Raw genomic sequence first — 13,712 nt, forward strand, 5'->3', positions numbered from 1 at the left:
GCTGGTTCGAGGGGGGCCGTCAGCTCATGAACATGCGGGCGCGCTGGGTCTCGTGCTGCATCTGGGCGATCTCCAGCCCGGGCGGCACCGCACCCAGGTCGTCGAGCGTCAGCGTCGCGATCCGCCGGGCCGCCGCGTCGACGTCGGGGCGCATCCGTGCGAGGACCCGCTGCCCGGCGTTCTGCCCGAGGGGGACACCCCGCACCGCGTTCTGCGTCAGCGCTGTGAGCGTGGAGAAGAGGAAGGCCCGCACGAGCGCGTCCGCCGGCGCCCCGTGGTCGACGCCGATCAGCCCGAAGGCGATCGCCTGGTGGCCGTGGCACCGGCCGGCGTCGACGAGGTCCGCGTACGCCGCCAGCCGGGGCCCCGGCATCGCCAGGCTCCCGATCTCGAGCAGCCGCCGGCCCATGGTGACCCCGGCCCGCCGCACCTGCGCCGGCAGCGCCTGGGCGTACAACACCGCATCGAGCTCGACGAGCGGGCAGCCCGACGCCGCCAGCCGGACCGCGAGCCCGTCCGCCGGCACGAGTTGGGCGTCGAGGAATCGGCTCAGCCAGGCGCCGAAGGTGGCCTCGTCGTGGACCGTGCCGCGGTGCAGATAGGTCTCCAGACCGAAGGTGTGGGCGAACGCGCCCGTGGGCAGCGCCGAGTCGCACAGCTGCAGCACGGGCAGCAGCGCCTCGCCGGGCAGGGCCGACGAGGGGTCCTCGGCACCGATGCCGGCAGTGTCCATCAGTGCGTGTGCTCCGCATGCCGGAACGGCACCGGCATGACGCGCTCCTGGCGGGTGTACGGCACGCCGTGCTCGACGAGCCAGTCCACCACCGTGTGGTCGTACTGGACGACCATCACGTCGGCGGCGTACGCCGAGTCCGTGTCGAAGAACTGCGCCTGCAGGTGCCGGTTGCCCAGCGCGTGCGCGGTGACGCCCATCTGGGGAATCGTGCGCGGCGCGATCACCAGCACGTCGGTGGGCTCGACGGCGATCGCGACGACGCCGGCGCCCTCCCACAGGAGGATGTCCCCGTGCCGCAGGTCGCCCGCACGCCCCGAGGCGGACTGCAGCCGCAGGCCGAGCTCGCGGCCGTGGTCCGTCGTCACCCGCTGGATGCGTTTGACCAGGGCGGCGCTGGGCAGCGTCACCGTCTCGATGTGCAGGCCGGCCCGTTCGGCACGGGTCAGCTCGCCCAGGTTGCCCACGATGCGTTCGATGATCACGGTGTTCTCCCCTCGGGTGTGCGGGACAGGAAGCTCAGAACAGGAAGTACCGCTGCGCCATCGGCAGCACGTCGACCGGGTCGCAGGTGACGACCGCGCCGTCGACCCGCACCTCGTAGGTCTCCGGGTCGACGTCGATGTCCGGCGTCGCCCCGTTGTGCACGAGGTCCGCCTTCGTCAGGGATCGGATGCCGTGCACCGCGCGGACCTGCTTGCGCAGGCCGAGCCGCTCCGGGACCCCGGCGTCGAGGGCGGCCTGCGAGACGAACGTGACGGACGAGGTGTGCACCGCACGGCCCATCGCCCCGAAGGAGGGCCGCATCGTCATCGGCTGCGGCGTGGGGATGGACGCGTTGGGGTCGCCCATCAGGGAGGTGACCGCCTGCCCGCCCTTGAGCACGAGGTACGGCTTGACCCCGAAGAACGCCGGCTCCCACAGCACCAGGTCCGCGAGCTTGCCGGGTTCGACGCTTCCCACCTCGTCGGCGATGCCGTGCGCGAGCGCCGGGTTGATCGTGTACTTGGCGATGTACCGCTTGATCCGGGCGTTGTCGTCGGGAACACCGGCGTCGGAGACGCCGTCGCGAGAACCGGCGAGCTCCAGCGGACCGCGCTGCTTCTTCATCTTGTCCGCCAGCTGCCAGGTGCGCAGCACGACCTCCCCGACGCGGCCCATCGCCTGCGAGTCCGAGGAGGTGATGGAGAAGACGCCCAGGTCCTGCAGCACGTCCTCCGCGGCGATCGTCTCGGGCCGGATCCGGGAGTCCGCGAACGCGACGTCCTCCGGGATGTCCGGGTTGAGGTGGTGGCACACCAGGAGCATGTCGAGGTGCTCTTCCTCGGTGTTGCGCGTGTACGGCAGCGTCGGATTGGTCGAGGCGGGCAGCACGTTGGGCAGCCCGGCGACCTTGATGATGTCCGGCGCGTGCCCGCCCCCGGCCCCCTCGGTGTGATACGTGTGGATCACGCGCCCCCCGATGGCGCGGATGGTGTCCTCGACGAAACCGCCCTCGTTCAGGGTGTCCGTGTGGATGGCGACCTGCACGTCGTACTCGTCGGCCACACGCAGCGCGTTGTCGATGGACGACGCCGTGGCGCCCCAGTCCTCGTGGATCTTCAGGCCGATCGCCCCGGCCCGGATCTGCTCGGCCAGCGGCTCGGTCGAAGCGGCGTGGCCCTTGCCGAGGAAGCCGATGTTCATCGGCACGTCGTCGACCGCCCGGAGCATGTTCGCGAGGTTCCAGGAGCCCGGCGTGACGGTGGTCGCCCGGGTGCCCTCGGCCGGGCCGGTTCCGCCGCCGATCATCGTCGTGATCCCCGAGTTCAGCGCGGTGCCGATCTGGTCGGGGCTGATGAAGTGGATGTGGGAGTCGATGCCGCCGGCCGTGAGGATCCGGCCCTCCCCGGCGATCGCCTCCGTGGCCGGACCGATCACGATGTCGACGCCGTCCATGATCTGCGGGTTGCCGGCCTTGCCGATCGCGAGGATCCGGCCGTCCCGCAGCCCGACGTCGGCCCGGTAGATCCCGGTGTGGTCGAGGACGACGACGTTGGTGATGACGGTGTCGGCCACGGGCGTCACGGAACCGGCCACGGGGGAACCCTCCCTGTCCCGAAGTGCGGTCCCGTCCTGACCCATGCCGTCCCGGATCACCTTGCCGCCGCCGAAGACGACCTCGTCGCCGTGCCCGGTCAGGTCGGCCTCGATCCGGGCGAACAGTTCGGTGTCGGCCAGCCGGATCGCGTCCCCGGTGGTGGGCCCGTACAGGTCGGCGTACTGGCGCCGGCTCATCTCGAAGCTCATGCCTGCGGCCCGTCGTGCGGCCCGTCCAGCGATCCGTCGATCGCGCCGGTGAAACCGTGCACCGCGCGAGCCCCGGCCATCGCGACGAGGCGGACCGTGCGCCGGTCCCCGGGCTCGAAGCGCACGGCGGTGCCCGCGGGGACGTCGAGGTGGAAGCCCCGGGTGGGCGCGCGGTCGAACGCGAGAGCGGGATTGACCTCGAAGAAGTGGAAATGGGAGCCGACCTGGACGGGCCGGTCGCCGGTGTTGGTCACCTCGACCTCGACCGTCACCCGGTCCTCGTTGCACCGAACCGGTGCGTCGGAGAGCACGTACTCGCCGGGGATCATCGTCGCCTCCGTCAGCGGATCGGGTGGTGGACGGTGACGAGCTTGGTGCCGTCGGGGAAGGTCGCCTCGACCTGGACGTCGGGGATCATCTCCGGCACGCCCGCCATCACGTCCTCACGGGTCAGGAGGGTGGTGCCCCAGCTCATCAGGTCCGCGACGGTCCTGCCGTCGCGCGCCCCCTCGACGAGCTCGTAGGCGATGATGGCCACCGCCTCGGGGTGGTTGAGCTTCAGACCCCGCGCCTGCCGCCGTCGGGCCAGGTCCGCGGCCACGACGATCTGCAGCTTCTCCTGCTCGCGGGGGGTGAGGTGCACGGCGTCCTCCGGTCGACGGCGCCGCGTGCCGGCGCCGCATCGTCACTGCAGCGTAGGGCGCGCACGTTTCCGGCAGATGTCGGGATCGTTCCTCGCGGGACGGCCTCGGGTCGCCGGAGCGGGCTCAGCCGCGGTCGACGCGCCCGCCGCCGTGCAGCACGTACACGTCACCGGGGGCCACCGCGTCCACCGGCCCGGTGAACACCTCGCGGGCCTCCGCGCAGCTGCGGGCCGGATCGTTCCACACCGGCAGGTGGGTCAGCGCAAGCGTGTGCGCCCCGGCCGTGCGGGCCGACTCCCCCGCCCGCCGGCCGGTCAGGTGCACGCCGCGGACGGCGTCGTCCCGGCCCTCGTGGTACGCGGCCTCGCACAGGTAGAGGCACGCCGCGTGGGCGGCCTCGTCCAGCTCGGGGCAGGCGTCGGTGTCGCCGGAGTAGGCGAGCACGGCGTCCGCGCCGTCGTCGCCCCGTGCGCTGATCCGCAGCGCGTACGCCTCCTCCACCGGGTGGTCGACGGGGTACGGGACGACCGTGAACGGGCCGATCCGCTCGGACCGGTGCCCCGCCCAGGTGTGGAAGGCGAACTCCCGGTGCATCCCGGGGTCCGCGGGCAGCTCGGCGATCAGCGCGAGCCGGTCGGCCAGCATCCCGGCCGCGTAGACCGGGACCGGTCGTCCGTTCCAGCCCGCGGGATTCCAGCGCAGCGCCACGTGCAGGCCGATCAGGTCCAGGTAGTGGTCCGCGTGCGCGTGGGAGATGATCACCGCGTCGAGCTGGTCCAGCGCGATGTACCGCTGCAGCGCCCCGAGCGACCCGTTGCCCAGGTCCATCGCGACGTTCCAGGTGCGCCCGTCCGCGTCCTGTGCGGAGAGCAGGTAGCAGGATGCCGGGGAGTCCGGCCGCGGGAAGGAGCCGGCGCAGCCGACGACGGTGACGCGCACGCTCATCCGGCACCCCCGCTCGAACCGATCCGCGTGCGGTGGATGATCTGGTCGGTCGAGCGCGCGGCGACCCGCGTCGGGATCGTCATGGCGGCGCGGCTGGCGACGGACTCGCGGGCCGCGGCGAGCATCTCCGGCGTGATCCGGGCCAGCGTGCCGGTCGGGTAGCGCGCCGCGACGTGGTCGGCGTGCTCGACGTCGCGCACCTCGGGGCCGAGGAACCGCCGGGCGAGGGCCTCGAACTGGGCCGGGTCCCCGGTCGCGAGGAACTGGTGCTGCGGCGCCGGGCCGTCGGCCGGGCGGGCCAGGTCGTGGTCGATCAGGGCCCGGTAGACGTCCTTGGCGGTCTCCTCGGCGCTGGACACGAGGGTGACGCCGTCGCCCATCTGGTAGGAGATGACGCCGGTCAGCAGCGGGTAGTGGGTGCAACCGAGCACGAGGGTGTCCACGCCGGCGTCCTTGAGCGGCGCCAGGTACTCGCCCGCCGTGGCCAGCAGCTCCGGCCCGCTGGTGATGCCCGCCTCGACGTAGTCGACGAACGCCGGGCACGAGGCCGAGGTGATCTGCAGGTGCGGGGCGGCGGCGAACGTGTCCTCGTACGCGCGCGAACCGACCGTCGCGGCGGTGCCGATGACCCCGATCCGCCCGTTGCGGCTCGAGGCCACCGCCCGGCGCACGGCCGGCTGGATGACCTCGATGACGGGGATGCCGTACGCCGCGGTGTACCGCTCGCGCGCGTCGCGCAGGACGGCGGCGGACGCGGAGTTGCAGGCGATGACGAGCAGCTTGACCCCGGCGTCGACGAGCTCGTCCATCACCCCGAGCGCGTTGGCCCGGACCTCCGCGATGGGCAGGGGCCCGTACGGGGCCCGGGCGGTGTCCCCCACGTAGAGGATGGACTCGTGCGGCAGCTGGTCGATGACGGCCCGGGCGACCGTCAGGCCCCCGACCCCGGAGTCGAAGATCCCGATCGGGGCGAAGCTGCGGGCGCGCGCCGACTCGACGTCATCGCTCGACGTCGAGCGGGGCACAGCACGTTTCATTGAACGAAGACTAGCCGTTCCCTGGGCGCCGCCAGAACTTCACGCCCCGTCTGCTTGCTCACAGCGGCCGTCGTCCGGCACCGGCGGCCGGAGCGCCGGACTCAGCGGTCCAGCGAGCGCAACAGGGCCTGCATCAGGGTGTCCTGCAGCCAGGTGAGGAAGTTGTAGACCAGCGCGAGGTAGCTCTCCAGGTCGGTGGCCTCGGCCCAGTCGTTGATGCCGTGCAGGCGGGTCGCGTCCTCGTCCGTGACGATCTGCAGCCGGTCCGCCAGCACGAGCCGGACGTCGTTGATCGCCTTCGACAGGATGGTCGCCTGCTCGGGGTCGAGCTGGATCGGGTCGGACTCGATCATCACCTGCGCCGCCTTGAGGCCCGCGGTCTTCTGTTCGCGCAGCCCGCGCTCGGTCAGCCGCCGGAACTCGAGGGAGGCCTCGTCGTCCCCGTCGACCGCGTCGGGCAGCAGCCGGCGCACCGCGGTGTCCTCGGGCACGGTGGCGTCGGGGTCGATGCCGACGAGGGCGGCGAGGGGGTCGTCGTCCGGCGCGGTCTCCGGTTCGACCATCGAGGCCACGTCGTGGAAGAGCTTGCCCAGCAGTTCTCGCTCGGCATCCTCGAGCGAACCGGTGATGCCGCGGCGGGTGGAGCGGAATCCGTGCGCCATCAGCTCTCGTCCGCCCGCCGGTAGGTGGCCCACAGGCCGTACCCGTGCATGGCGGTGGTGTCCTGCTCGATCTTCTCGCGGCTGCCGGTGGCGACGACGGAGCGGCCCTGCTGGTGCACCTCCATCATCAGGGTGTTCGCCTTCTCCTCGGAGTACCCGAAGTAGCTGCGGAACACGAAGCTGACGTAGCTCATCAGGTTGACCGGATCGTTCCAGACGATGAGCACCCACGGCACGTCGGGCTCGGTGCGGGCGTCGGGATCGGTCCGCGGTGCCGGCGACGAGAGCGGTGAGGTCTGCTCGATCGGGACGGCGATGGACATTCCTCCATGGTAGTGGGCCGGTGACCTAGGGTGGACCCGTGAGTGAGGCCACCCCCGCGCGCCGGCCCAGCACGGCGCTGTTCACCGATCACTACGAGCTGACCATGCTGCAGGCGGCCCTGCACTCGGGCGCCGCGCATCGCCGCTCGGTGTTCGAGGTGTTCGCCCGCCGGCTGCCGACCGGGCGGCGGTACGGCGTCGTCGCCGGGACCGGGCGGCTGCTCGAGGGGATCGCCGACTTCCGGTTCGGGCAGGAGCAGCTGGCGTTCCTCGAGTCCACGCGCGTCGTGAACCGGCAGACCCTCGACTTCCTCGCCGACTACCGGTTCACCGGATCCGTGCGGGGCTACGCCGAGGGCGAGATGTACTTCCCGAACTCACCGATCCTCACCGTCGAGGGGACGTTCGCCGAGGCGTGCCTGCTGGAGACGTATCTGCTCTCGGTCCTGAACTACGACAGCGCCATCGCCTCCGCCGCCTCCCGGATGACCCTGGCCGCCGGGGACCGGCCGTGCCTGGAGATGGGGGCCCGCCGGATCCAGGAGGACGCCGCCGTCGCCGCCTCCCGCGCCGCCGTCATCGCCGGCTTCACCGGCACCTCCAACCTGGAGGCGGGCCGCCGCTGGGGGCTGACCACGATCGGCACCGCCGCGCACTCCTTCACCCTGCTGCACGACAGCGAGGAGGAGGCCTTCGCCGCCCAGCTGGAGTCGATGGGCCACGACACCACGCTGCTGGTGGACACCTACGACGTCGAGGCGGCCGTGCGCACCGCGGTCCGGCTCGTCGGCGCCGAGCTGGGCGCGGTGCGCCTGGACTCGGGTGACCTGGCCGTCCAGGCCCGGGAGGTGCGGGACCTGCTCGACTCCCTCGGCAACCGGGACACCCGGATCACCGTCACCTCGGACCTCGACGAGTTCGCCATCGCGGGCCTCGCCGCGGCACCGGTCGACTCGTACGGCGTCGGCACCCAGCTGGTGATCGGCTCCGGCGTGCCCACCGCGTCCATGGTGTACAAGCTGGTCGCCCGGCAGGGGGACGACGGCCGCTGGGTGAACGTGGCCAAGGCGTCCAAGGACAAGGTGTCGATCGGTGGGGACAAGTGGGGTCTGCGCCGCCTCGACGAGGACGGCGTCGCCACCGCGGAGGTGGTGCGGATCGGCGGCAGGCCCGAGAACGACGGCGACGACCGACCGCTCACCTGCGACTTCATCGTCGACGGCGAGCTGCAGGACGGCTGGACCGGGCCCGAAGGCGTGACCCGCGCCGCCGCGCACCACGCCGCTGCGCGGGCGGAACTGCCGCGGGCGGTGCAGTCGATGTCCCGCGGCGAGCCGGTGATCCCGACCGTCGTGGAGACCGACTGACGTCTCGCGGCCACCGAGCAGCTCCGGACCGGATCCGAGGAGGACGCATGGGCAGGGCACTGATCGTCGTGGACGTGCAGAACGACTTCTGCGAGGGCGGCGCGCTGGCGGTCGAGGGCGGCGCGGCCGTCGCGGCCCGTATCACCGCCCACCTGCGCGACCACCGGGACGCGTACGACGTCGTCGTCGGCACCCAGGACTGGCACATCGACCCGGGCTCCCACTTCTCGGAGCACCCGGACTTCGTCACGAGCTGGCCCGTGCACTGCGTCGCCGGCACGGAGGGTGCGGGCCTGCACCCGGCGCTGGACGCCGGCGCCATCGACGCGCTGTTCCACAAGGGTGAGTACAGCGACGGCTACTCCGGGTTCGAGGGGCACACGGGCGAGCCGGGCTCCGAGGAGGACCTCGCCCGTTGGCTGCGCGAGCGCGACATCGACACGCTCGACGTCGCCGGCATCGCCACCGACCACTGCGTGCGTGCCACCGCCCTGGACGGCGCCCGGTCCGGGTTCGCCGTCTCCGTCCTCGCCGACCTCGCGGCCGGGGTGGCGCCGGACTCGACGGCGCGGGCGCTGGCCGAGCTGACCGCCGCCGGGGTCACCGTCACCGACAGCGGCGCGGGCAGCGGCAGTGGTGCCGCGGGCGATCCCGACGCCGGGGCCACCCCGTGACCGCCGACGCGAACCCGAACGGGAGCGGCCACGGCGGGGGCCGCGTCGTCGTGCTCGGCGGATCCGGTCTGCTCGGCACCCGCGCCGCGGAGCAGCTCGCCGCCCGCGGCCACGCGGTGGTCCGCGTCAGCCGGGCGACCGGGGTCGACGCGACCACGGGCGCCGGCCTGGCCGAGGCGTTCGCCGGGGCGAGCGCCGTCGTGGACTGCCTGAACATCGCGACCACGCGGCGCGGGCCCGCCGTGGACTTCTTCACCGGCACGGCCACGCGGATCGCGGACGCCGCCCGGACCGCGGGCGTGGGCCACGTCGTCTGCCTGTCCATCGTCAACGTCACCGAGCCGGCGCTGCGGTCGGCGCTCGGTTACTACGCCGGCAAGGCCGCGCAGGACGACGTCTACCGCCGCCGCCTGCTCGGCACCGACGTGGGCTTCACCAGCCTGCGCTCGACGCAGTGGTTCGAGTTCGCCGAGCAGCTGCTGCGCCAGATCCGGATCGGCCCGCTGGCGGTGGTGCCCGTGATGCGCGTGCGGCCGGTGGCCGCCGACGCCGTCGCCGAGGCGATCGCCGACATGGTCGACGAGGGCCCGCCGAGCGCGGCGCGCACGGTCGACGTCGCCGGACCCGAGGTGATGGACACCGGCGCGATGGCCCGCCGGCTGGCCGAGGCGCGCGGGACCCCGGCGGTCGCGACCGTGCCGATGCCGCGGCGCGCGCTGCGGACCGGGGGCCTGTTGCCGCCACCCGACGCCCGGATCGACCGGCGCACGTTCGCCGAGTGGGCGGCCCGGCACCACGCCTGAGATCGGCGGCCGAGCACACCGGGCGTCCAGCCTGCTCCGATAGCGTTGTCGGCGACCTTGCCGGCCGGCACCCCGACCCCTGGAGTTCGCTCGTGAGTCCCCGCACCCTGTTCCGCCGTCTCGCGCTGATCGAGGCGGTCACCTGGACCCTGCTGCTGATCGGCATGGTGCTCAAGTACGTCACGGCGACCACCGAGCTCGGTGTGCGGATCGGCGGCGGGCTGCACGGCCTGGCGTTCCTGGCCTACGTGGCGGCCACCGTGTACGTCGCGATCGACGGCCGCTGGACGGCGGCTCGGGCGGCGCTCGGTCTGGCCTCGGCGGTGATCCCGTACGCCACGCTGCCGTTCGAGCGCTCCGCCGAGCGCCGCGGGCTGCTGGCCGACCGGTGGCGGCTGGGTCCGGGCGCTGGTGGGACGGGCGAGGCGCCGCGCACCGGCGTCGAACGCCTGCTGGCCGCGACGCTGCGCCGGCCGGTGGCGACCGTCGTCATCGGCGCCGTCGTCGTGCTCGCCGTCTTCGCCGCGCTGCTCGTCGTCGGCCCACCCGTCCCCCGAGGCTGACGGCGCCCCCGCCCCCGCCAGCTCGTCAATAGATGTCGACGCAACCGCTTGCATCCGCCTGGATCGGACATCGAGTGACGACCTGGCGGGATCGCGGGATCGCTAGCGCGCCAGTGCCCGGCCGACCGTGCGGCCGGTGAACAGGCAGCCGCCGAGGAACGTCCCTTCCAGCGCGTTGTACCCGTGCAGGCCGCCGCCGCCGAAGCCGGCCGCCTCCCCCGCCGCGTACAGTCCCGGGATCGGGCTGGCCGTGCCGTCCAACACGCGGCCGGCCAGGTCCGTCTGCAGGCCGCCGAGCGTCTTGCGCGTCAGCACGTGCAGCCGGACGCCGATCAGCGGGCCGGCCGCCGGGTCGAGCACGCGGTGCGGGGTGGCCACCCGCATCAGCCGGTCCCCGCGGAAGCGGCGCGCGTTGCGGATCCCCACCACCTGCGCGTCCTTGGCGAACGGGTTGGCCAGCTGCGCGTCCCGCTCGACGATCTGCCGACGCAGGCCGCCGACGTCGAGCAGCGGCGTCCCGGTCAACCCGTTCATCCTCCGCACCAGCTCGTCCAGCGTGTCGGCGACGACGAAGTCCTCTCCGTGCCGCTTGAACGCCTCGACGGGACCGGGCGCGCCGCGGCCCAGCCGGGTCCTCACCAGCAGCTTGAGGTCGCGGTTCGTCAGGTCGGGGTTCTGCTCGGAACCGGAGAGGGCGAACTCCTTCTCGATCATCCTCTGGGTGAGCACGAACCACGAGTGGCTGTGCTCGGACAGGTCCGGCGTCGTGCGCAGGTGCCGCAGCGTAGCGAGCGTGTCGTAGCCGGGCAGCGCCGGGAACGGCAGCCGCCGGCCGAGCGCGTCGAACCACAGCGGCGACGGGCCGGGCAGGATCCGGATCCCGTGGCCGGGCCAGATCGGGTTCCCGTTGGCGATGCCCTCGGTGTAGTGCCACATCCGGTCCCGGTTGACCAGCCGGCCACCGGCGCGGGCGGTGGCCTCGAGTATGCGGCCGTCGACGTGGGCGGGCACCCCGGTGATCAGGTGCGCGGGCGGGGTGCCGAGCCGCTCGGGCCACCAGCGGCGGATCGCGTCGTGGTTCGCCCCGATGCCGCCGGAGGCGACGACGACGGCGTCCGCGGTGATGCTGAAGTCCCCGGCCGGCTCGCGGGTCGAGGAGACGCCGCGCGGGGCGTCGTCGTCGGCCAGGATCGTGCCGCGCACCCCGGTCACCGCGCCGCCGGTGACCACGAGCTCGTCCACCCGGTGCCGGAACAGCAGCCGGATCGCGCCGTCGGCCGCGGCCCGGCGGGCGCGCTGCGCGAAGGGGCCGCTGACGCCCGTGCCGGTGCCCCAGGGCAGGTGGAAGCGGGGCACCGAGTTGCCGTGGCCTCCGGCCCGGCCGTCGCCGCGCTCGGCCCAGCCGACCACGGGCGTGAAGGAGACGCCGAGGGACCGCAGCCAGGCCAGCTTCTCGCCCGCGGCGAACTCGACATAGGCCCGCGCCCAGCGCCGACCCCACTCGTCCTCGGGATGCTGCCCTCCGAACCGGTCCCAGCCGGCACTGCCCGTCCAGTCCTGCCAGGCCAGCTCGGCGGAGTCCTTGACGCCGAGCCGGCGCTGCATCGGGGTGTCGACGAGGAACAGGCCGCCGAAGGACCAGTGCGCCTGGCCGCCGAGGTTGTGCTCGTTCTCCTGTTCCAGGACCACGACTCGGCGGCCGGCGGCGACCAGCTCGTGACAGGCGGTCAGGCCCGCGAGCCCGGCCCCGATGATGACGACGTCGGCATGCATGCTGCCATCATCCTCGACCCCCCTCTCGCCAGCTCGTCAATAGATGCACACGTCGGGGCCGTTTCGGGCCCGGATGCGACATCAATTGACGACCTGGCGCAGAAGAGCGGGTCACGTCCGGCCGATGAACCAGTTCTGCAGCTTCGCCAGGCGGCTCTCGAGCTGGGCCGCGTTGGCCTGGGCGACCGGCGGGCCACCGCAGAGCCGCCGCAGCTCGGCGTGGATGACGCCGTGCGGGGTGCCCGAGCGTGCGGACCAGGCGGAGACGTTCTTCGCCAGCTGGTTGCGCAGGTCCTTGAGCATCCGGTGGTCGGGCATCGCCGGACCGGTCGGGGCGGGGCGGGTGGACTTCTGCCGGCGCAGCTCCTCCGCCTGCCGCGCCCGCAGCAGGTCACCGATCTGGTCGGCGTCCAACAGCCCCGGGATGCCGAGGAAGTCCTGCTCGTGCTCGCCGCCGAGTTCGCCGCCCGTGCCGAACTCGCTGCCGTCGAACAGGACGCGGTCGAACGACGCCTGTGACTCCAGGGCCTCGAACTTCGCCTTCGTCAGGGAGTCCGACGCGCGGTCCTCCCGGTTGGCGGCGGCCAGCTCCGCGTCATCGAGCATCTCGTCGGACTCGACCTCGACGGTGGCGACCGGCCGGTCCAGCGCGTGGTCTCGCTCGAGCTCCATCTGGTTCGCCAGGTCGGTCAGCGCCGGCACGGAGGGCAGGAACACCGAGGCGGTCTCGCCGCGTTTGCGGGCACGCACGAAACGGCCCACGGCCTGGGCGAAGAACAGGGGCGTGGAGGTGGACGTCGCGTACACCCCGACCGCCAGCCGCGGCACGTCCACGCCCTCGGACACCATCCGCACCGCCACCATCCAGCGGCGGTCCGACTCGGTGAACTCCTCGATCTTCCGGGACGCGGCCTTGTCGTCGGAGAGCACCACGGTGGCCGGCTCGCCCGTGACCCGCTTGAGGATCGCGGCGTAGGCCTTGGCGTCGGTGTGGTCGGTGGCGATGACCAGGGCGCCGGCGTCGGGCACGGTGCGCCGCACCTCGGTCAGCCGCCGGTCCGCGGCCGCCAGCACGGAGGGGATCCACTCCCCCTCGGGGTTCAGCGCCGTCCGCCAGGCGTGGGCGGTGATGTCCTTCGTCGCACCCTCCCCGAGGTTCGCCGCCATCTCCTCGCCCTCGGAGGTGCGCCAGCGCATCTGCCCGGCGTAGGCCATGAAGATGACGGGCCGGACGACGTGGTCCTTCAGGGCCGGGCCGTAGCCGTAGGAGTAGTCCGCGCGGGAGCGGCGGATGCCGTCGCGGTCCTCGGCGTACTCGACGAACGGGATCTGGGCGGTGTCCGAGCGGAACGGGGTACCGGTCAGGGACAGGCGCCGGGTGGCGGGGTCGAAGGCCTCGCGCAGCCCGTCGCCCCAGGAGAGGGCGTCGCCGCCGTGGTGCACCTCGTCGAGGATGACGAGCGTGTTGGCCGCCTCGGTGCGGGCTCGGTGCAGCATGGGCTTGCTGGCGACCTGCGCGTACGTCAGCGCCACGCCGACGAAGTGGTCGCCGTGCCGGCCGTCGGCGTTCTTGAAGTTCGGGTCCAGGGCGATGCCGATGCGGGCGGCCGCGTCGGCCCACTGCCGCTTCAGGTGCTCGGTGGGGGCGACGACGGCGATGCGGCGCACGGTGCGCCGGGCCAGCAGCTCGGCCGCCAGACGCAGCGCGAAGGTCGTCTTGCCGGCGCCCGGGGTGGCGACGGCGAGGAAGTCCCGTGGATTGGTGGCGAAGTACTTCTCGAGCGCCTCGGCCTGCCACGCGCGCAGTTTCTGCGCGGTGCCCCACGCGGCGCGGTCGGGATAGGCGGGGGGCAGCGACGCCCCCGCGTCGGCCTGGGCTTCGAAGAGCGATTCGTTCAT

The 13,712-nt window shown here is 73.1% G+C and carries 15 protein-coding genes; 4 read left to right on the top strand and 11 right to left on the bottom strand.

Features of this window, described 5'->3' with window-relative positions:
* Positions 1 to 19 precede the first annotated feature (19 nt).
* The 9 genes from IEX22_RS09315 to clpS all read right to left on the bottom strand — a co-directional run bounded on the left by IEX22_RS09315 (position 20) and on the right by clpS (position 6,633).
* A complete protein-coding gene (locus tag IEX22_RS09315) occupies positions 20 to 733 on the bottom strand; it encodes an urease accessory protein UreF (protein WP_188668068.1) in 714 nt (237 codons plus the stop codon).
* The gene (gene ureE / locus IEX22_RS09320; RefSeq protein WP_188668069.1) at positions 733 to 1,218 is read right to left on the bottom strand and encodes an urease accessory protein UreE; all 486 of its coding nucleotides are present in this window, start codon (positions 1,216 to 1,218) and stop codon (positions 733 to 735) included. Before ureE ends, IEX22_RS09315 begins: the two co-directional genes overlap by 1 nt.
* A 34-nt stretch (positions 1,219 to 1,252) precedes the next feature.
* On the bottom strand, positions 1,253 to 3,022 hold the full coding sequence (gene ureC / locus IEX22_RS09325; protein WP_188668070.1) for an urease subunit alpha: 1,770 nt from the start codon (positions 3,020 to 3,022) through the stop codon (positions 1,253 to 1,255).
* Positions 3,019 to 3,351, bottom strand: coding sequence for an urease subunit beta (locus tag IEX22_RS09330; protein ID WP_188668071.1), 333 nt, complete (start codon positions 3,349 to 3,351; stop codon positions 3,019 to 3,021). Before IEX22_RS09330 ends, ureC begins: the two co-directional genes overlap by 4 nt.
* Before the next feature lie 11 nt (positions 3,352 to 3,362).
* Positions 3,363 to 3,665: an urease subunit gamma gene (locus IEX22_RS09335; RefSeq protein ID WP_188668072.1), complete on the bottom strand. Its 303-nt coding sequence runs from the start codon at positions 3,663 to 3,665 to the stop codon at positions 3,363 to 3,365.
* A gap of 124 nt (positions 3,666 to 3,789) precedes the next feature.
* Positions 3,790 to 4,611, bottom strand: a complete 822-nt coding sequence (locus IEX22_RS09340) for an MBL fold metallo-hydrolase (RefSeq protein WP_229659911.1) — start codon at positions 4,609 to 4,611, stop codon at positions 3,790 to 3,792.
* Complete coding sequence (murI, locus tag IEX22_RS09345; protein ID WP_188668073.1) at positions 4,608 to 5,648, bottom strand: glutamate racemase; 1,041 nt, start codon at positions 5,646 to 5,648, stop codon at positions 4,608 to 4,610. Before murI ends, IEX22_RS09340 begins: the two co-directional genes overlap by 4 nt.
* A gap of 101 nt (positions 5,649 to 5,749) precedes the next feature.
* Complete coding sequence (locus IEX22_RS09350) at positions 5,750 to 6,310, bottom strand: DUF2017 domain-containing protein (protein WP_188668074.1); 561 nt, start codon at positions 6,308 to 6,310, stop codon at positions 5,750 to 5,752.
* On the bottom strand, positions 6,310 to 6,633 hold the full coding sequence (clpS, locus tag IEX22_RS09355) for an ATP-dependent Clp protease adapter ClpS (protein WP_188668075.1): 324 nt from the start codon (positions 6,631 to 6,633) through the stop codon (positions 6,310 to 6,312). The genes IEX22_RS09350 and clpS overlap by 1 nt, the downstream gene beginning before the upstream one ends.
* 38 nt (positions 6,634 to 6,671) lie before the next feature.
* Here clpS and IEX22_RS09360 point away from each other — a divergent pair, with 38 nt between their 5' ends.
* The 4 genes from IEX22_RS09360 to IEX22_RS09375 all read left to right on the top strand — a co-directional run bounded on the left by IEX22_RS09360 (position 6,672) and on the right by IEX22_RS09375 (position 10,040).
* Positions 6,672 to 8,000 (top strand): nicotinate phosphoribosyltransferase, encoded by a 1,329-nt coding sequence (locus IEX22_RS09360; RefSeq protein WP_188668076.1) that lies wholly within the window; start codon positions 6,672 to 6,674, stop codon positions 7,998 to 8,000.
* A 47-nt stretch (positions 8,001 to 8,047) separates the two neighbouring features.
* The gene (locus IEX22_RS09365; protein WP_188668077.1) at positions 8,048 to 8,674 is read left to right on the top strand and encodes an isochorismatase family protein; all 627 of its coding nucleotides are present in this window, start codon (positions 8,048 to 8,050) and stop codon (positions 8,672 to 8,674) included.
* Positions 8,671 to 9,477 (top strand): SDR family oxidoreductase, encoded by an 807-nt coding sequence (locus tag IEX22_RS09370; protein ID WP_188668078.1) that lies wholly within the window; start codon positions 8,671 to 8,673, stop codon positions 9,475 to 9,477. The genes IEX22_RS09365 and IEX22_RS09370 overlap by 4 nt, the downstream gene beginning before the upstream one ends.
* Positions 9,478 to 9,569: 92 nt before the next feature.
* Complete coding sequence (locus IEX22_RS09375) at positions 9,570 to 10,040, top strand: DUF3817 domain-containing protein (protein WP_188668079.1); 471 nt, start codon at positions 9,570 to 9,572, stop codon at positions 10,038 to 10,040.
* Between the two features lie 102 nt (positions 10,041 to 10,142).
* Here the strand turns inward: IEX22_RS09375 and IEX22_RS09380 are convergent, their stop codons facing one another.
* Both IEX22_RS09380 and IEX22_RS09385 read right to left on the bottom strand, forming a co-directional pair.
* Entirely contained in the window at positions 10,143 to 11,813 is a 1,671-nt protein-coding gene (locus tag IEX22_RS09380) for an FAD-binding dehydrogenase (RefSeq protein ID WP_188668080.1), read from the bottom strand.
* A gap of 111 nt (positions 11,814 to 11,924) precedes the next feature.
* Complete coding sequence (locus IEX22_RS09385) at positions 11,925 to 13,712, bottom strand: DEAD/DEAH box helicase (protein WP_188668130.1); 1,788 nt, start codon at positions 13,710 to 13,712, stop codon at positions 11,925 to 11,927.

It is taken from the genome of Tersicoccus solisilvae, from assembly GCF_014643255.1.
In the GTDB taxonomy this organism is placed as follows: domain Bacteria; phylum Actinomycetota; class Actinomycetes; order Actinomycetales; family Micrococcaceae; genus Tersicoccus; species Tersicoccus solisilvae.